This window comes from Nonomuraea sp. B5E05, assembly GCF_039880665.1.
In the GTDB taxonomy this organism is placed as follows: Bacteria; Actinomycetota; Actinomycetes; order Streptosporangiales; family Streptosporangiaceae; genus Nonomuraea.
In genome coordinates, this window is record NZ_JBDPMJ010000002.1 from 128,458 (window position 1) to 146,286 (window position 17,829).

The following is a 17,829-nucleotide window of genomic DNA, read 5'->3' on the forward strand; positions in this document are numbered from 1 at the left end:
GGATACGCAGATGAGCCTTGCTACCCGGCTGCTGGCCCTGATCATGGGCCTACCGCCGGCCACGTCCACGGACATCGCGGTCGACAAAGGCCTGCGCGTGGCGATGCGCGACGGTGTGGAGCTGGCGGCGGACCGCTACTACCCTCGAGGTGCCCCCCGGGCGATGCTCGTACTCATCCGCACGCCGTACGGCCGAAGCCGCGCCGTCCAGGGCTGGGGCACGATCGCACGCGCGATCGCCGAGCGCGGCTACCAGGTGGTGGTGCAGAGCACGCGGGGAACGTTCGACTCGGGAGGAGATTTCGAGCCGGGCGCCGCCGAGGCGGCCGACGGGCTGGCCACCATCGAATGGCTGCGGCAGCAGCCATGGTTCCCCGGCGCCTTCGCCACCTACGGCCAGAGCTACGTCGGTTACGTGCAGTGGGCGCTGGCCCGCTCCCGCATCCCAGAGTGGAAAGCCGCCGTCATCGGCGTCGCCCCATCGGACTGGGCGAGCGGCTGGACACATCCCAACGGGGCCTTCTCCATCGGCAACGCCCTGTACTGGATCTATGCCATCGCTCCGGTCACCAGGGCGGGCACGTCGGCGTCCGAGTCGCTGCGGGCCCTCATCCGCCCCCGGCCACTGCGTACGGCCGAAGACCACCTGCCGATGGGCACGTCCGACCGGATCGCCCTGGGAAAGCAGGTGCACTACTACCAGCGCTGGGTGTCCAGCGACGGGCACGACGGCTACACCAAGGAGGTCGATTTCCGCGACTGTGCGGACAACCTGCCCCCAACTCATCTGTCCACGGGCTGGTACGACTTCTTCGTCAGCACGACCCTCACCGACTACGTGGCGCTCCGTCGCGCCGGCCGGCCGGTCCGCCTGCTGGTCGGCCCAGGCGGCCACTCCTCAGGACAGAACGGGGCTGCGTCACGGGAGCAGTTCCCCTGGCTCGCGGCCCACGGGCGGGGATCCGGCGTCCCGCTCCCCGACACGCCGGTGCGGGTGTACATCATGGGTGCCAACCACTGGGCCGATCTGACTGACTGGCCACCGCCGGACTCCCTGCCCACCCCCTGGTACCTCCGCCAGGGCGGCTACCTCACCCCCGACCCGGATGACTCCGTCGCTTCCAGCCCCTCCCACTACCGATACGATCCCGCCGACCCCACGCCCAATGTGGGCGGCGCTTTCCCCAATCTCCCTTGGCGCTGCGGGCCGAAGGACAACCGCACGCTCGAAGCCCGCCCCGACGTTCTCACCTTCACCACCGAGGTCCTAGAGCACGACCTGAAGATCATCGGGTGGGTCGAGGCTGATCTCTTCGTCCGCTCCAGCCTGGAGCACACCGACTTCTTCGCCCGCTTGTGCGACGTCGCCCCCAACGGCCGCTCGACCAACATCTGCGACGGGCTCCTTCGCCTGCACCCCGGCTCTCCCGCGCTCGCTGCCGACGGCGTCCGCCGTCTGAGGATCAGCCTGATGGGCACCGCTTACAGCTTCGCCCGCGGCCACCGGATCAGGCTGCAGGTATCCAGCGGCGCACACCCCCGTTTCACCCGGAACCTGGGCACCGGTGAGCCGGTCGCCACCGCGACCATCACGCGAGCGGCGGATCAGGAGATCCTCCACGACCGCGACCACCCGTCGGCGATCGTGCTACCACTGATCGACTGATGTCCGGCTGTGACTTTGATGGCGTGAGTTACCCGGCGGACTTGGCGTTCGCGGGCCGAGCGAAGTTGTGCCGGAAAGTTCGTTGATAACGCCGTTGGGCGGCCCACTCTGCCCGGAGGCCGCCCAACGCGGTGTTGTAGCTGGTGGATCTCGGCTGTTGAAGGTTGGTGGCCTCACATGATTCCGACGACGACTTTGGTGACGGTGCTCAGCTGGTTGATTTCCAGGACTCGTTCGATCTGGTCGACCAGGCGGGTGGTGAGGCGAAGTTGCCGTTGGTGATGCGGGTGATGGCGGCGATGGCTTCGGTGGCGAAGTCGTCGGAGTTTCCGAGGCCGACGTGGAGCCAGTGGTGACCGGCGCGGCGAGGAGGGTCGCGCGCATGGCCGCCACGATCAGGACGGTCAGGGATGCACGGGATAATGCGCGCGTGCCCGGCATAATAGAGGTAAATTGGTCCGCATTTTTCCACATAAAAGTGGATAGAATGTTAAATCATCGAACCTTGACATGCGCCGTCGCGGGTATGACGACGTCATGGACTGGGTCACCTGCGCGCATTCCGTCAGCTGCACCGGGGTCGCCGTCCCTCCGGCCGGCCACTGCCTCGCCCACCTCTCCCCTGAGCGCCTGTCCGAAGCACTGGGCGAGCTGCGCCCCGGCCGCCTGCTCGACCTGCGCGGCACGACCGTCAGCGGCGACCTGCTGGCCCAGGTCATGGAGGCCGCCGGCGGCAGGCCGGGCCGGGCACGCTTCGACCGCGCCCGGTTCACCGGCGACGTCCGGCTGCCGGGCGTGACGTTCGCGGGCGACGTGTCGCTCGACGAGGCCAGGTTCGACCGGCTGGCCTCGTTCTTCGGCGCCCGGTTCGAGGGCAACGTGTCGCTGGCCGGCGCCAGGTTCACCCGCGAGCTCTCCTTCCACGGCGTCACCGTGCGCGGGCACGTCTCGCTCGACCGGTCGCTGATGTCCCGCGACGCGCTGTTCAGCCAGGCCGTGTTCGGTCACGGGCTGTCGTGCGAGCGGGCCAGGTTCGACGGGTACGCCGCCTTCGACGGCGCCCGGCTCGGCGGCGGGGCCGCCTTCAGGGGGACGCGCTTCGGCCGCACGCTCTCGTTCCGCAAGGTCATGGGGAACGCCGGGTTCGACGCCGCCCACTTCGCGGCGGACGCGTACCTGTCGGCCACCGGCCGGCTCTCGGCGGCCAGGGCCCGCGCGGACGGCCTGCTCGACGTGGTCGTCGCCCGCTGCGGCGTGGACCTGCGCGGAGTGTCGGTGTCGGGCCCGACGACGCTGCGGCTGACCGACTCGCAGGCCGACCTGGAGGGCGCGGTGCTGCGCGGCCCCGCTGTCGTGACGGGCAAGGGCAGGTCCACGCTGACCTCGCTGCGCCGTGTGGACGCCGGCGACCTGGCGCTGTCGGGGCTGGACCTGTCGGCGTGCCGGTTCGCCGGTCTGGCCCATCCCTCGGGGGTGCGGGTCAAGGACTGCGTGTTCGCGCTCACCTCGCGCGGCGTGCGGGTGAGCCTGCGCCGGCCGATGGTGCGCTGGTTCTCCCGCCGCCACGCGCTGGCCGACGAACACACCATGCGCGCGGAGCCGGAGGATCCCGCCGCGACGCCGGCCCACCTGGCCGCCCTCTACGCCGGGCTGTCCCAGGGCGACCACGTCACCTCCGCCGACTTCGCCTCCGCCGCCGTGGAGATGCGCCGCCTGGCCGGCCACCGCTGGTGGTCGTAGGGCGCGGCCCCTCAGAGCCCGTCCACGACGGCGGCGATGGCCCGGAAGACGGCGTTGCGCCAGCCGCCGCCCATGATCCGGCGCGACAGCTGCTGCAGCTCGTCGTCCGGCTCGAAGCCCTCATGGTCGAGGAACAGCCGCGTGCCCCTGCCCTCGGGCACGAGCCGCCAGGTGACCGTCCAGTCGGCGAGCTTGCCGTCGCTCCAGCTGATCTTCAGCAGCCGCTCCCGCTGGATCTCCAGCACCTCGCAGTGGACGACGCCGTCGAAGCCCACCTGCTTCTTGGGTTCCGTGGTGAACGTGAACCGATGCCCGACCTGCGGCTTGAAGTCGTTGGGCATGAGCCAGCGGGCGACCAGCTCGGGCTCGGTCAGCGCCCGCCACACCTTCGCGGGCGGGTGCGCGATGAACTGGTCGACCCTGATCGCGCGCAGGTCGTCAGCCGTCGTGTCGTGGGGCATCGTCGTCCTCCATCTCGTTGAGCACGGTCGTGAGGGTGGCGAGCCTCTCCCGCCAGAACCGTTCGTACGGGCTGAGCCAGTCGCGGATCTCCATGAGCGGCGCCGCCTCCAGCCGGTAGTGCCGCTCGCGCCCCTTGCGCGTCTCCGACACCAGCCCCGCGTCCCTGAGCACCCGCAGGTGCTCCGACACGCTGGGCCTGCTCATGTCGAACCGCTCGGCCAGCCGGCCCGCGGGCTGCGCACCCTCGTCGCGCAGCAGGCGGAGCAGCTCGCGCCTGGCCGGGCTGGCCAGCGCGGTGAACACGTGGTCGGGCGTCATGCCTGGACGGCCACGAAGCCGTTGCCGTCCGGGTCGGCGACGGGCACGGTGACCGTGTGGACGAGAGAGATCATCATGTCGGACACTATACGTAGGATTTTTCCTACATATCAAGCCCACCCGCGCAACATCGGGGAAATCCCGGATGGGCCTCCGGGTTCACACTCCCTAGACTTGACCTCATGCGTATCGACGACTACGTGGCCGATCTCGACCGCGCCCTGGCCGGCCCGCACGGCCCGAAGCGGGACCTGGTCGTCGAAGCGCGCGACAGCCTGACCGACACGGCCGACGCGCTGGAGTCGGAGGGCCTGGACCGGGCCGAGGCGGAGCGGATCGCGGTGGCCGAGTTCGGGGAGATCGCCAGGATCGCTCCCGGCTACCAGGCCGAGCTGACCGCCTCCGCCGGCCGGCGGCTCGGCGTCCTGCTGTTCACCGGCCTGCCGATCACGGTGCTCATGTGGTCTCTGCTGTGGCGCGTCTACCCACCCAGCGACGACACCTGGGCGTACCAGCCGGAGTGGTACCACACGGCCTCGCAGCTGCTCGACGGCGTCCAGCTGGCCACGGGCGCGTACGGCGGGATCGCGCTCCTCGCGCTGAGCAGGGGCGCCCGGTGGATCCACCGGCCCCGGCTCGTGACGCGGTCACTGGGGTGGATCGTGTGGGCGTCGCTGCCGATCACCGGCGGCCTGGGGCTGGTGCTCTCCTACGGCACGAAAGACCCCAACAGCCTCGACGCCCTGCCCGCCATGCTCGCCAACCTGGTGACCTGGGCCGTGTGGGGGATGCAGATCTATTGTGCCGCCCGGTGCATGCGCATCACCCGCGCCTCGCGGGCGCCCGCCTGACGGGCGCCCTCTCTCACCCTGGCGCGACGGCGTTCGCGCGCAGGACGCTGCCGATCACGTTCGTGAACTCCCGCCAGGCCGAGCGCTCGCCCTCGAGCTGCTTCCTGCCCGCGCCGGTGAGCCGGTAGGTGCGGCGTTTGCGGCCGCCGACGGTCGCCCACTCGCTGGCGAGGTAGCCGATGCGCTCCAGCCTGCGCAGCGCGGGATAGACGGTGCCGGTCGGCACGTTGAGCGCGCCTCCGCTGCGTTCCTGCAGCGCCTCGATGATGGCGTAGCCGTGCAGCGGCTCCCGCTCCAGCACGGAGAGCAGCAGCGCGTCCATGTGTCCGCGTAGCGCGTCCGGGTTCATGGTTCCGATCCTAGACATCCGTCTCGCATATAGACAGCCTACCTGTAGGCTGTCTATATGTAGGCTGTCTAGAGTAGACAGGCACAACAACGGAGTCGTGATGGATGTACTCGACCTGGCCCGCACGCAGTTCGCGGTGACGGGCAGCCTGCACTTCCTGTTCGTCGTGCTCACGCTGGGACTGGCGCCACTTGTGGCGATCATGCACACGCGATGGGCGATCTCCGGCAGGCCGGTGCACGAGGGAATGACGCGCTTCTGGGGGCAGATCTATGTCGTCAACTACGCGCTGGGCATTGTGACCGGGCTGGTGATGGAGTTCCAGTTCGGGCTCGCGTGGAGCGGGCTGGCCCACTACGCGGGCGACGTGTTCGGCGCGCCGCTGGCCATGGAGACCCTCGTGGCGTTCTTCCTGGAATCCACGTTCCTGGGGCTGTGGATCTTCGGGTGGGGCCGGCTGCCCACATGGGCGCACGTGGCGTGCATCTGGCTCGTCACGCTGACGGCGTACGCGAGCGCTTTCTTCATCATGGTGGCCAACTCCTTCCTGCAGAACCCGGCGGGCTCCGTGGTGAGCGGCGGCCGGATGGTGCTGACCGACTTCGGCGCCCTGCTCACCAACAAGGCGCTGATCTTCGCCTTCCCGCACGTGCTCGGCGCCGGGCTGTTCACCGGGGGCATGGTGCTGGTGGGCGCGAGCGCGTACCAGCTGCGGCGCCGTACCAGGGAGCTGGAGTTCTTCACCCGGTCGATGCGCATGGGCGTGTACACCGCGGCCATCGGGATCCTCGTGACGCTGGGCTTCGGCTACGCGCAGTTCGGCGGGGTCGCTGAGGGCAAGTTCGACGGCAACGTGGGCGCCGCGCTGCCGCTCGCTCTCATGATGGAGGGCGGGCATCTGCTCGCGCTGGTCGTGCTCCTCGGGATGTTGCCGATGGCCGGCGTGCTGCACAAGTGGCGCTGGACCCACCCGATCCTGATGCTGATGACGCCGCTGCCGTTCATCGTGTCGATCCTGGGCTGGGCGGCCAGGGAGGTCGGGCGTCAGCCCTGGATGATCTGGGAGCGGCTCACCGTGGCCGACGCCATGTCGCCCGGCCTGACCTCGGGCATGGTCACGGCCTCGCTCATCGCCTTCACCGCCGTGCTGGGGCTGCTGGCCGTCGTCGACTACGTCCTCATCGCCCGAATCGTCAGGCGGGGACCGCGCGAACCCGCCCTGGGCGCCGCCGCGGCGGACGAGCCGCGATCCCCCGCGCTGAGCTACTGAGGAGTGCGTGACCCATGGAAGTGATCTGGTTCGTCTTCTTCACGGTGCTGCTGGCCGGCTATTTCGCCCTCGAAGGGTTCGACCTGGGCGTGGGGCTGCTGCTGCCGGTCCTCGGCAGGACGCGGGAGACCCGGGACCGCATGGTGGCCGCCGTGGCCCCGTACGTGCTGGCCAACGAGGTGTGGCTGGTCGCCGTCGCCGGGACCCTGTTCGGGGTCTACCCACTTCTGGAAGGCGAGGTGCTGTTCGGGCTGTACCCGCTGGTCGTGGCCATGCTGCTGAGCTGGATCGTGCGTGACGCCGGGCTGTGGTTCCGGCGCAGGCTCGACGGCTCCGCGTGGCGGGGCTTCTGGGACGCGGCGATCGCGTTCGGGTCCTTGGGGCTCTCGTTCGGCTGGGGAATGGCGCTGTACGCGGCGGCCACCGGGTTCGCCTCGCCGCCCGTCCACCCCCTCGGTGTGCTGCTGGGCGTGGTGATGACGCTGCTGTTCGCCCTGCACGGATGGACGTTCCTCGCCTGGCGCACGCCGGGCGAGTTCGGCGGCACGCGGTCGGGACGGGCCCTGCTGGGAACGGGACTGGTCGCCGCGATCCCCGCGCTGGGGGTGCTGGCGGGCGCGATGCCGTACCTGCTGGGGCACAGCGCGCCCCCCGCCACCCTGAATGTGCTCAGTCTCATGGTGCTGCCGTTCGCACCCATCATGCTCGGCGCGCAAATATGGGTATGGCGGACTTTCCGTCCGGGTAAGGACGCCTTCCGGTTCCCATCGTTCTTCTGAGGGCACGTGCACAAGGATCTCCTGCGGCTCATGCGGGCCGAGCACTCGGTCCGCCGCCATCTCGCCGTCACCATGGCCGCGGCCGTGCTGGCGGGGCTGCTCGTGCTGGTGCAGGCCGAACTGCTCGCCGGGGTGCTGTCCGGCAGGTTCACGGCCGCCGCGCTGGCCGTCCTGGCGGCGGTGGTGTGCGTACGCGCGCTGCTGGCCTGGTCGCAGGGCGTCTTCGCCGGGCGCACCGCGACCGGCGTGAAGTCGGCGCTGCGCCACCGGCTGCTCGCGCGCCTGCGCGACCTGGGGCCGGGCAGGCTCGCCGCGCACCGCTCCGGCGAGCTGGTCACGCTCGCCGGGCGCGGCCTCGACGGGCTCGACGCCTACCTGACCGGCTACCTGCCCGCCATCGCGGTCGCCGCGGTGGTGCCCGTGGCCGTGCTCGTCCGGCTGTTCGCCGCCGACCTCGCCAGCGCGGTCATCGTGCTGGTCACGCTGCCGCTGATCCCCATCTTCGGGGCGCTGGTGGGCATGACGACCAAGGCGGTCACCGAGCGCCAGTACCTCGCGTTGTCGCGGCTCGGCGGCCACTTCCTCGACGTGGTGCGCGGGCTGCCCACCCTGCGGGCGTTCGGCCGGGCCCGCTACCAGGCGGGCGTCATCCGGCAGGTCGCCGACACCCACCGGAGCGCCACCATGCGGACGTTGCGGGTGGCGTTCCTGTCGTCGCTGGTCCTGGAGCTGTGCGCGTCGCTGTCGCTGGCGCTGGTCGCGGTGCCGATCGGGCTGCGGCTGCTGGGCGGGTCGCTGGACCTGACGACGGCGCTGCTGGTGCTGCTGCTGGCGCCGGAGGCGTACCTGCCGCTGCGGGCGATGGGGACGCGCTTCCACGCGTCCATGGAAGGTGTGGCCGCCGCCGACGCGGCCTTCGCCGTGCTCGACCGTTCCGCCTCCGGCGACCCCGTCCACCGCCCGGCAGCGTCCCCGGAGACGGGCACGCCCGAGTCCGGGTCTCTTCCAGCGGCGGCGGGCGCGCCGGAGATCCGGCTGGAGAACGTGACCGTCCGCTACCCGGGCCGGGACGGCGCCGCGCTCGACGACGTCTCCCTCACCATCGGCCCGTGCGAGCGGGTCGCCCTGGTCGGCGAGAGCGGCGGGGGCAAGAGCACGCTGCTCCACCTCATCCTCGGCTTCGTCCATCCGTCCGAGGGGCGGGTGCTCGTCGACGGCACGGACCTGCGCGAGCTCGACCTGGCGAGCTGGCGGGCGCGGCTGGCGTTCGTGGCGCAGCGGCCGCACCTGTTCGCCACCACCGTGGCCGGCAACATCCGGCTCGGCGCGCCGTCGGCCTCCCTCGAAGAGGTACGCAGGGCCGCGGCGGCCGCGCACGCCGGCTTCGTGGCCGACCTGCCGCAGGGGTTCGACACCGTGGTCGGCGAGCGCGGGGCCGACTTCTCGGCGGGCCAGCGGCAGCGGATCGCGCTGGCGCGGGCCTTCTGCCGTCCTGACGCCTCGGTGCTGCTGCTCGACGAGCCCACGGCCCGCCTGGACGGGCGGAGCGAGGCCGCCGTGGTGGCGGCGACCGCTGACCTCGCCCGGGACCGTACGGCCGTCATCGTGGCGCACCGCCCCGCGATGATCGACCTCGCCGACCGTGTCGTGCGCGTCCACGAGGGCCGCATCGTCTCCGACACCACCCGCCCCGCCGGGACGGCTCCTCCGGCCTCGGACGGGACGCCACACCCACCCGGCACCCCGTCCGAGGCGGCTCGGGGTGGCCGGCGGGTGGCGGACGTGCGGCGCGAGGGGAGCGGGCGATGAACCGGCGTATGGGGACGCGGCTCGTCTGGGCCGTACTTGCCGGGTCGGCGGCCGACCTGGCGGGGCTCGGGCTGATCGCCGCCGCCGCGTGGCTGATCACCAGGGCGGCCGAGCAGCCGCCGCTGGCCGCGTTGAGCGTGGCGATCGTGGCGACCAGGGCGTTCGCCACCGGAAAGGGCGTCTTCCGCTACGCCGAACGGCTCACAGGTCACGACGTCGCGCTCCGCGCCCAGGCGGGCACCCGTGAGCGGCTCTACCAGGCCCTGATCCCGCCGCAGCGCCCCCGGCACGGCGGCGCCGACCTGCTCAGCCGCATGGTCGACGACACCGAGGCCGTGCAGGACCTGCTGGTCCGCTGCCTGCTCCCGGCCGCCGCGGCGGCGATGGCCGGGCTGGCCGCCGTCGTCATCGGGCTGACCATCCTGCCGGCGGCGGCGCTGGTGCTGGTGGCCGGCCTCGTGCTGGCCGGCGTGGTCCTGCCCGCGGGCACGGCCGCCGCCGCCCGCCGCTGGTCGGCCAGGATCGCCCCGGCGAGGGCGGCGCTGGCGGGACGGGTGGCGGACCTCGTCCACGGCGCCGCCGACCTGGCCGCGTACGGCGCCGACGACGCGGCGCTGGCCAGGGCCCTGGCCGCGGACGAGTCCCTGGCCGCACTCGAACGCCGCCAGGCCCGCGTCCATGCCGCCGCCCTGGCCGGGGGCACCCTGGTGCAGGGGCTGACGGTGGCGGCCGTCGTCCTGCTCGCGCAGGGCGCGGGAGCCGGCTCCGTCGGGACGGCCGTGCTGGCGCTGACGTCCCTGGTGGCCTTCGAGCCGGTGCTGCCCCTGGCGGCCGCGGGCGAGCGCATGGCGGGCATCACGGCCGCGCTGCGGCGGCTGCGCGAGGTCCGCTCCGCCGAACCGGCGGTCGGCGAGCCCGCCGCACCCGCGCCGGTGCCCGGCGGCCCCCTGACCGTGGAGATCGACGGCCTGGTGGTACGCCACGCCGTCAGGGAGGCGTCCCCGGCCGGCGTCCCGTCGTCGGCGCTCGGCGAGGGCGGCGCCGCGCCGGCATCCGGTGAACGCGCCCGTCAGACGGCCGGTCCCGGGGGGACGGGCGGCGATGGCGGCCGGCCGGCGCTGGACGGGGTGTCGTTGCGGCTCACGCCCGGCAAGCGGGTCGCGGTCGTCGGGCCGAGCGGGGCGGGGAAGAGCACGTTGCTGGCCGCCCTGATGCGCCTGGTGGAGCCGGTGTCCGGCACGATCACGGTGAACGGCACCGACCTGCGCGAATTCACCGGCGACGACGTGCGGACGCTGATGACGGGGCTCACCCAGGACCCCTACATCTTCCGTGCCGGCCTGCGCGACAACCTGCGTCTGGCGGGCCCCGAGGCGGGCGACGAGGACCTGCGGCGCGCCGTACGCGATGCCAGGCTCGAGGCGTGGGTCGAGCGCACCGGCTGGGACACGGAGCTGGGCGAGGACGGCAGGACCGTGTCCGGCGGGCAGTTGCAGCGGCTGGCCCTGGCCAGGGCGTTGTTGTACGACCCTCCCGTGCTGCTGCTCGACGAGCCCGCTGAGGCGCTCGACGAGGAGACGGCCGACCGGCTCATGGCCGACCTGCTCGACGCGACCAGGGACCGCACCACGCTGCTCGTGACGCATCGGCTCAAGGGCCTGGAGACGGTCGACGAGGTCGTCGTGCTCGACGAGGGCCGCGTCGTCCAGCGAGGCCGCCATGAGGAGCTGCTCTCCGTGCCCGGCTACTACCGGGATCTGTGGGAGTCCGAGGTCCTGACCAGGCGTTAGGCCGGCATCACTGCGAAAGCGTCGCTGATGTTCTTCGGCGCGATGTCCGGCGCGCTGATCGGGTTGAGCATCGCCGTCGCCATGGACCGCGAGCAGCCGGGCACCAGCCCCGACCTGCTCTCGGTGGTCATGCTGGCCGTCTGGACCCGAGGTCGCGGCGGTGGCCGCCGGATGGGCCTACCGCCGCGACGAGGGCCGCCGATTCTCCTGATCATGGGGGGTGTGCCGCCGAGTCCGCAGCGATCTCAACGGCACACCCGTCCATGAGGGGGTCCTTGTTATTTCTTCTCTTCGAGGGTGACGGTGACCTCGCCGGCCTTGCCGTCCCTCATATATGTGATCTTGACCTGTTGGCCGGGTTTGAAACCTCTGACCTGTCCCACCACAGTATCTCCGCCGTCAACCGCCTTGCCGGCGATCTTGGTGATCAGGTCGCCCTCCTCGATCCCGGCCTTCTCCGCCGGGCTCCCCGCGGTGACCTGCCTGACCAGGGCGCCCGGCACGTCGCCGGTGGCGTCGGTGACGCTCACGCCGAGGAAGGCGTGGGTGACCTTGCCGCTGCTGATGAGCTGTTCGGACACCTGCTTGGCGGTGTTGACCGGGATGGCGAAGCCGACGCCGCCGCCGGCCGCCTCAGAGGCGATCGCGGTGTTGATGCCGACCAGCTCACCGGCGGCGTTCACGAGCGCGCCCCCGGAGTTGCCGGGGTTGATCGAGGCGTCGGTCTGGATCGCCCCGCCGATCGTGGTGCCGCTGCTCTCCTGACCCTGCTGGGGCCAGCCCGGCGGGAGCTGCTGGCGCGGCTCGTCGCCGGTGGTCAGCGTACGGTCCAGCGCGCTGACGATGCCCGCCGTGACCGACCCGGCCAGGCCGAGAGGGCTGCCGATGGCGAGCACGGCGTCGCCCACCTTGAGCTTGTCGCTGTCGCCGAGCGTGGCCTTGGGCAGCCCCGAGACCCCTTCCGCGCGGATGACCGCGAGGTCGGTGGCGGGGTCGGTGCCGACCGCGGTGGCCTTGGCCGTCTTGCCGTCGCTGAACTTGACGGTCATCTGCCCGCCGCCTGGCTCCACCACATGGTTGTTGGTGAGGATGAGGCCGTCCTCCGACAGCACGACTCCCGAGCCCTCACGCGTCTGCCCCTTGATCATCACCACGGTCGGCTGCACCTTCGCCGCGACGTCGGCGACGGTCATCTGGTCGGCGGCGGGCTTGAAGACAGGGCTCGGCGTGCCGGTTTCGGCGACCGGCTGAGGCTGGAACGAGGTGGCCACGGCGGCGCCCACGACGCCGCCGCCGACGGCCACCGCGGCCAGGGCCAGCCCGGCGATCGCCTTCCTCCCGGCGGAGAAACCCGGCTTCTTCGGCGGCGCGGGCGGCGGAGGCGGCGGCTGCTCCATCCTGATCGTGTCACGCCGGGGAAAGCCCCCGGCGGACGGCGGGGTGGCCCCGAACTGACTCCACCCGCCGGTGCTCTGCTCGCGAGGCTCGTTCGCGTCCATTCGTCCATCTCCCTCAAGTCCCGATGACTCAAGAGTGCCAAGCCTCGCGTAAGAGCCGTTTAAGGTCGTGATCGGCCGCGTCGGGGCGCTTTGACATGCCGTTTATCACCGCTGGTCAAGGGCCGGTCGCAGGGAGCGAGATCGTGGCGAGAAATTTCTCGCCGACGGCGGCCCCGCCCTGCTGGAGGCCGTCACCGGCGCTTTCCGACCGTGGCCGAGATTTTACGTTCGCGCCGGCCAGTACTCGTCCCGCAGCAGGCGCTTGTAGAGCTTGCCCGTCGGGTGGCGGGGCAACTCCTCGCGGAAGTCGACCGACTTGGGGCACTTGTAGTGCGCGAGGCGCTCGCGGCAGTACGCGATCAGCTCCGCCTCCAGCCCGGGGCCCGCCTCGGCCATGGACGCCGGCTCGACCACCGCCTTGACCTGCTCCCCCATCTCCTCGTCCGGCACGCCGAACACCGCCACGTCGGCGACCTTCGGATGCACCGACAGCACGTTCTCGGCCTCCTGGGGGTAGATGTTCACCCCGCCTGAGATGATCATGTACGAGCGGCGGTCGGTGAGGTACAGGAAGCCGTCGGCGTCCAGGTAGCCGATGTCCCCCAGGGTCGTCCAGCCCCTCCCCCGCGGGTCCTGGGCCGCGCGGGTCTTGCCGGGGTCGCCGTGATATTCGAAGCGGCCGCCGTTCTCGAAGTAGATCGAGCCGTGCTCGCCCGGCGGCAGGTCGTTGCCGTCCTCGTCGCAGATGTGCACGATGCCGAGCAGGGAGCGGCCGACGGTGCCCCTGCGCCGGAGCCAGTCCTCGGAGTCGACGTAGAGGAAGCCGTTGCCCTCGGTGCCCGCGTAGTACTCGTGGATGATCGGGCCCCACCAGTCGATCATCTGCTCCTTGACGGGGATGGGGCAGGGGGCGGCGGCGTGGATCGCATACTTGAGCGAGGAAATATCGTATTTTGCGCGTGTTTCTGGTGGGAGCTTGAGCATCTTGATGAACATCGCCGGCACGAGCTGCGAGTGCGTCACCCCGTACCTCTCCACCAGCGCCAGGTACTGCTCGGGGTCGAAGCGCTCCATGACCACCACCGTCGCGCCGAGCCGCTGGAACGTCAGGGAGTAGCGCAGCGGCGCGGCGTGGTAGAGCGGCGCCGGCGAGAGGTAGACGCTGCCGGACGACGGCGCGAACAGGGCCTCGATGAGCTTGAACAACATCCCGGGCTCGGTGAGCGGGCCGTGCGTGGAGGCCGTCTTGACGCCCTTCGGCCGCCCCGTGGTGCCGGAGGAGTAGAGCATGTCCGCCCCGAGGCACTCGTCGGCGATCGGGGTGACCGGCTGCTTCGCGACCGCCTCCTCGTACGATGCGAAGCCGTCGGCCACGCCGTCGAGCATGAGCCGCAGCTCGACGCCCGGCGTGGCGCCGGCGATCGAGGTGGCGACGCCGGCCAGGTCGGCGCTCGTGATGAACACGCGGGCGCCGCAGTTGCCGACGATGTAGGCCAGCTCGTCGGCCTGCAGCCGCGAGCTGACGGGCGTGTAGGACAGGCCCGAGCGGTGCGCGGCCCAGGCGATGGCCAGGAAGAGCGGATGGTTGGCGAGCATGAAGGCGACGTGGTCGCCCGGCCGCAGTCCCGCCGCGCGGAACAGGTGGGCCAGCCGGTTCGACTCCTCGTCCAGCTCTCGGTAGGTGACGACCTTCCCGGAGCCCGCCATGATCACAGCGGGCTTGTCTGGGGTGGCTGCTGCGATGGCTCCCGGATACATGAACAGAACAGTATTCGGTCGCTTGCCCTCCACGCCATAACCCCTTTCGCGGGCCTTCCTCCTCAGGCATGGCGAAGCCGTGGCCTCGTCTCCGAGGCCGCGGCCCGTAGGTACGGCGGCGCGTCAGGCGGCCGCGTGGAAGACGCCCTGCCAGCCGCTGTGGTGGCCGGTCGGGTGGTGACGGCCGCCCCTGCTCACGTCCACGTAGATGTGGTCGACATCCTTGGCGTGGAAGGAGAAGCGCCTCGGGTGCCTGTCGCAGTTGCGGAACCGCTCGACATACGAGGAACCGTCCTCACGCACGACCTTGAACGTTTCCCACGCGCACTTGTTCCGGCCCCACCATTTGTGGTTGGAGAGGGTGCTGCGCACGGTGTAGAAGTGTTCGTACCGCCACTGCCACACGTGCTTCTTGATTTTCTTCACGACCCACTTGCAGTGCTTGTGGCCCTTACGGTCCTCCCAGCACACCCGCTTCTTCACCGGCACCCACTTCACGTACCAGTGCTTGACGCGCTTCTTGTCGACCGACACGTGGCCGGACGCCTCGGCCTTGTGGTCGGTGGAGTCATAAGGTCCCCAGCTCAGGTAGTACGAGCGGGTTTCGGATGCCGTGCCGCCTGCCGTCGCGTTCGCGGCGGCAGGAGCGATGAGCGCCACCAGAAGGGCGGCGACGACGCCGAGCATGATTCGCGAGACGAATCGCACTTGGGCCTCCTCGGGAGAGGTTTTGCTGACCCTGTTTTAATACGCCCGCTGGATTGCGCGCCGCTTACAAATGACTTGCCGCCGCAATGGCATTGATCCACCGTTAGTCACACGCGTTTTCAATATCATTCGGCGGGAATCACCGAGCCGGCGTACTTCTGCTGGATGAAATCCTTGACCCGCTGGTCGCGCAGCAGCTTGCCGAGGGTCACGATGTTCGCGTCCTTCTCGTGGCCCGCCTGCACGACCAGGCCGTTGACGTACGGGTTGCCCTCGCCCTTCTCCAGCACCAGCGCCTGCGACGCGGGCTTGAGCCCGGCCTCGATCGCGTAGTTGCCGTTGATCACCGCGGCGTCGACGTCCTCCAGCGAGCGCGGGAGCTGCGCCGCCTCCAGCGGCTGGAAGCGCAGGTTCTTCGGGTTCTCCGTCACGTCGCGCTCGGTGGCCGCGGTGCCCGCGCCGTCCCTCAGCTTGACCATGCCGTTGTCGGCCAGCAGCTTGAGCGCCCGGCCCAGGTTGGTGGCGTCGTTCGGGACGGCGACCGTGGCGCCCGCGGGCAGCGCCCGCGGCTCGGTGATCTTCTTCGAGTACAGGCCGAGCGGCTCCAGGTGGACCGGCGCGGCGAAGGCCAGCTCGGTGCCCTTGGAGGAGTTGAAGTCGTCGAGGTACGGCTTGTGCTGGAAGAAGTTCGCGGTCAGCAGGCCCTCGTCGAGCTGCGTGTTCGGCTGCACGTAGTCGGTGAACTCCACGACCTCCAGCTTGAGGCCGGCGGCCGGGGCCAGGTTCTCCTTGACGAAGCCGAGGATCTCGGCGTGCGGCACCGGACTGGCGCCGATCTTGAGCACGTCGTCGGCCGACTCGGCCTTCGTCGTGGCGGACTGCGACGTACCGCATGCGGCGAGCGACAACGCCAGCGCAACCGCGCCCACAATGCGACCAAATTTCATGATTTTTCCCTTACTTGTGCGATAGGCGCCTGGCGACCCAGTCGCCCAGGCTCTGCAGGAGTTGCACGATGACGATGAGCACCACGACGGTGACGATCATCACCAGCGTCTCGAACCGCTGGTAGCCGTACCGGATGGCCAGGTCGCCCAGCCCGCCGCCGCCGATCGTGCCGGCCATGGCGGAATAGCCGATGAGCGCGACCACGGTCACGGTCAGGCCCGCGACGAGTCCGGGCAGCGCCTCGGGCAGCAGCACCTTGCGCACGATCGCCGCGCGCCCGGCGCCCATGGCCTGGGCGGCCTGGACGACGTCCGTACCGACCTCCCTGAGGGCCGTCTCGACCAGCCGCGCGAAGAACGGCACCGCGCCGACCGTGAGCGGCACCACCACGGCGGCGGTCCCGATCGTGGTGCCGACGACGAGGCGGGTGAACGGGATGATCGCGATCATCAGCACGATGAACGGCAGTGAGCGCCCGATGTTGACCACGAACCCGAGCGCCTGCTTCAGCGCCGGCATCGGCCGGAGCCCACCGCGGTCGAACACCACGAGCGCCACGCCGAGCGGCAGCCCGAACAGCAGGGTGAACACCGTCGACCAGCCGACCATCTGCGCCGTCTCCACCGTCGCCGGCCACAGCAGGGGCAGCATCTCCTCCCAGGTCATGCGGCCCTGCCTTCCCGGGTCTCCCCCGCGACTTCGACGATCAGCCCGCAGTCACGCAGGTACGCCAGCGCCGCGCCGGTCTCGGCCCCGTCGAGCGCGACGCGCAGCCGCCCGGCCGATCCGCTCGCCAGTTCCTCGATCGAGCCGCCCAGGATGCTGACGTCCACGTCGAACTTCCGCACGACCTCGGACACGACCGGCCGGCCCGGGTCACCGGTGAACGTCAGCGTGACCACGCCGGGCTGGGCGGGCTCGGGCAGCGGGAAGATCTCCCTGGTCAGGCGGGAACCGGGCGTCCTGATGAGGTCGGCGACGGCCCCCGACTCCTCGATGCGACCCTCCGACATGATGGCGACGGAGTCGCAGACGGTCTTGACGACGTCCATCTCGTGGGTGATGAGCAGGATCGTCAGGCCCAGTTCGGTGTTGAGCCGTTTGAGCAGGGCGAGGATCGACTGGGTGGTGGCCGGGTCGAGGGCGGAGGTGGCCTCGTCCGACAGCAGCACCGACGGGTTGCCCGCCAGCGCCCTCGCGATGCCGACCCGCTGCTTCTGTCCCCCGGAGAGCTGGTGGGGGCGGTCCTTGCCGCGCCCGTCCAGCCCCACGAGAGCCAGCAGCTCGGCGACCCTGCGCCGACGCTCGGCCCTCGGCACGCCCATGACCTCCAGCGGGAAGGCGACATTGCCGGCGACCGTGCGCGAGGCGAGCAGCGCGAAGTGCTGGTGGATCATGCCGATGCGCTGCCTGGCCCGGTTCAGCTCGCCGTCGCCGAGCGCGGTCAGGTCCTGGCCCGCGACCGTGACGGTGCCCGCGGTGGGGCGTTCGAGCAGGTTGACGCAGCGCAGCAGTGTGCTCTTGCCGGCGCCGCTCTGGCCGAGCACGCCGTGGATCTCGCCTTCGCGCACGTGCAGGTCGACACCGTCCAGGGCGACGGTCTCGCCATAGTGTTTGCGCAGGCCTGAAGCCTGGATCACGGATCATCCCCACCACTGAGGGCGGCCGTCGTCGGGGCCGCGGAAACGTACAGGATCGAACAGCAGGTGGCCGGCGTTCAGCGCATGCCTGGGTAGAAGGGCAGGTGGCTCAGCCTGCGCAGCACGAAACCTGGTGTGATCATCATGACCTTCGAGGAGAACGGGCGGACGGGGTGCTCTAACGGGCCGGCATTCGCCCCATACGCATGCGACAACACGAGACGCCCCGGCGGGCGCCCTGG

At 70.8% G+C, this 17,829-nt stretch carries 18 protein-coding genes; 8 read left to right on the forward strand and 10 right to left on the reverse strand.

Translation table 11 applies throughout. The features are described 5' to 3' along the window. The first annotated feature begins 10 nt into the window (after positions 1–10). The 3 genes from ABGB01_RS04040 (at position 11) to ABGB01_RS04050 (ending at position 3,406) form a co-directional block, all read left to right on the forward strand. A complete protein-coding gene (locus tag ABGB01_RS04040; protein ID WP_347770406.1) occupies positions 11–1,666 on the forward strand; it encodes a CocE/NonD family hydrolase in 1,656 nt (551 codons plus the stop codon). Between the two features lie 167 nt (positions 1,667–1,833). Continuing rightward, on the forward strand, positions 1,834–2,022 hold the full coding sequence (locus tag ABGB01_RS04045) for a hypothetical protein (RefSeq protein ID WP_347770408.1): 189 nt from the start codon (positions 1,834–1,836) through the stop codon (positions 2,020–2,022). A gap of 181 nt (positions 2,023–2,203) precedes the next feature. After that, a complete protein-coding gene (locus tag ABGB01_RS04050; RefSeq protein ID WP_347770410.1) occupies positions 2,204–3,406 on the forward strand; it encodes a pentapeptide repeat-containing protein in 1,203 nt (400 codons plus the stop codon). An 11-nt stretch (positions 3,407–3,417) separates the two neighbouring features. On the opposite strand, the gene ABGB01_RS04055 is transcribed toward ABGB01_RS04050, so the two are convergent. Both ABGB01_RS04055 and ABGB01_RS04060 read right to left on the reverse strand, forming a co-directional pair. Continuing rightward, a complete protein-coding gene (locus ABGB01_RS04055; protein ID WP_347770412.1) occupies positions 3,418–3,867 on the reverse strand; it encodes an SRPBCC domain-containing protein in 450 nt (149 codons plus the stop codon). Next, the gene (locus ABGB01_RS04060; RefSeq protein WP_347770414.1) at positions 3,845–4,186 is read right to left on the reverse strand and encodes a metalloregulator ArsR/SmtB family transcription factor; all 342 of its coding nucleotides are present in this window, start codon (positions 4,184–4,186) and stop codon (positions 3,845–3,847) included. The genes ABGB01_RS04055 and ABGB01_RS04060 overlap by 23 nt, the downstream gene beginning before the upstream one ends. A gap of 182 nt (positions 4,187–4,368) precedes the next feature. Here ABGB01_RS04060 and ABGB01_RS04065 point away from each other — a divergent pair, with 182 nt between their 5' ends. Continuing rightward, complete coding sequence (locus tag ABGB01_RS04065) at positions 4,369–5,037, forward strand: permease prefix domain 1-containing protein (RefSeq protein WP_347770416.1); 669 nt, start codon at positions 4,369–4,371, stop codon at positions 5,035–5,037. A gap of 13 nt (positions 5,038–5,050) precedes the next feature. On the opposite strand, the gene ABGB01_RS04070 is transcribed toward ABGB01_RS04065, so the two are convergent. Beyond that, positions 5,051–5,386, reverse strand: a complete 336-nt coding sequence (locus ABGB01_RS04070; protein ID WP_347770418.1) for a helix-turn-helix transcriptional regulator — start codon at positions 5,384–5,386, stop codon at positions 5,051–5,053. A gap of 100 nt (positions 5,387–5,486) precedes the next feature. On the opposite strand from ABGB01_RS04070, the gene ABGB01_RS04075 reads away from it, so the two are divergent. From ABGB01_RS04075 to ABGB01_RS04090, 4 genes are read left to right on the forward strand one after another with little or no spacing between them, the layout of a single operon-like run. Further along, positions 5,487–6,656, forward strand: a complete 1,170-nt coding sequence (locus ABGB01_RS04075; protein WP_347770420.1) for a cytochrome ubiquinol oxidase subunit I — start codon at positions 5,487–5,489, stop codon at positions 6,654–6,656. 14 nt (positions 6,657–6,670) lie between these two features. Continuing rightward, positions 6,671–7,435 (forward strand): cytochrome d ubiquinol oxidase subunit II, encoded by a 765-nt coding sequence (locus tag ABGB01_RS04080; RefSeq protein WP_347770422.1) that lies wholly within the window; start codon positions 6,671–6,673, stop codon positions 7,433–7,435. Positions 7,436–7,441: 6 nt separating this feature from the next. Next, on the forward strand, positions 7,442–9,244 hold the full coding sequence (cydD, locus tag ABGB01_RS04085) for a thiol reductant ABC exporter subunit CydD (protein WP_347770424.1): 1,803 nt from the start codon (positions 7,442–7,444) through the stop codon (positions 9,242–9,244). Next, positions 9,241–11,034, forward strand: a complete 1,794-nt coding sequence (locus ABGB01_RS04090) for an ATP-binding cassette domain-containing protein (RefSeq protein ID WP_347770426.1) — start codon at positions 9,241–9,243, stop codon at positions 11,032–11,034. Before cydD ends, ABGB01_RS04090 begins: the two co-directional genes overlap by 4 nt. Here the strand turns inward: ABGB01_RS04090 and ABGB01_RS04095 are convergent. The 7 genes from ABGB01_RS04095 to ABGB01_RS04125 all read right to left on the reverse strand — a co-directional run bounded on the left by ABGB01_RS04095 (position 11,031) and on the right by ABGB01_RS04125 (position 17,587). After that, the gene (locus tag ABGB01_RS04095) at positions 11,031–11,165 is read right to left on the reverse strand and encodes a hypothetical protein (protein ID WP_347770428.1); all 135 of its coding nucleotides are present in this window, start codon (positions 11,163–11,165) and stop codon (positions 11,031–11,033) included. The genes ABGB01_RS04090 and ABGB01_RS04095 overlap by 4 nt on opposite strands. Before the next feature lie 147 nt (positions 11,166–11,312). Continuing rightward, entirely contained in the window at positions 11,313–12,533 is a 1,221-nt protein-coding gene (locus ABGB01_RS04100; RefSeq protein WP_347770430.1) for a trypsin-like peptidase domain-containing protein, read from the reverse strand. Between the two features lie 222 nt (positions 12,534–12,755). Next, the gene (locus ABGB01_RS04105; protein WP_347770432.1) at positions 12,756–14,291 is read right to left on the reverse strand and encodes an AMP-binding protein; all 1,536 of its coding nucleotides are present in this window, start codon (positions 14,289–14,291) and stop codon (positions 12,756–12,758) included. Between the two features lie 123 nt (positions 14,292–14,414). Then, entirely contained in the window at positions 14,415–14,999 is a 585-nt protein-coding gene (locus ABGB01_RS04110; RefSeq protein ID WP_347770434.1) for a hypothetical protein, read from the reverse strand. Between the two features lie 125 nt (positions 15,000–15,124). Next, a complete protein-coding gene (locus ABGB01_RS04115) occupies positions 15,125–15,946 on the reverse strand; it encodes a MetQ/NlpA family ABC transporter substrate-binding protein (protein WP_347770436.1) in 822 nt (273 codons plus the stop codon). A 10-nt stretch (positions 15,947–15,956) separates the two neighbouring features. Next, a complete protein-coding gene (locus ABGB01_RS04120; RefSeq protein WP_347770438.1) occupies positions 15,957–16,613 on the reverse strand; it encodes a methionine ABC transporter permease in 657 nt (218 codons plus the stop codon). Beyond that, complete coding sequence (locus tag ABGB01_RS04125; protein WP_347770440.1) at positions 16,610–17,587, reverse strand: ATP-binding cassette domain-containing protein; 978 nt, start codon at positions 17,585–17,587, stop codon at positions 16,610–16,612. The genes ABGB01_RS04120 and ABGB01_RS04125 overlap by 4 nt, the downstream gene beginning before the upstream one ends. Positions 17,588–17,829: the final 242 nt, after the last annotated feature.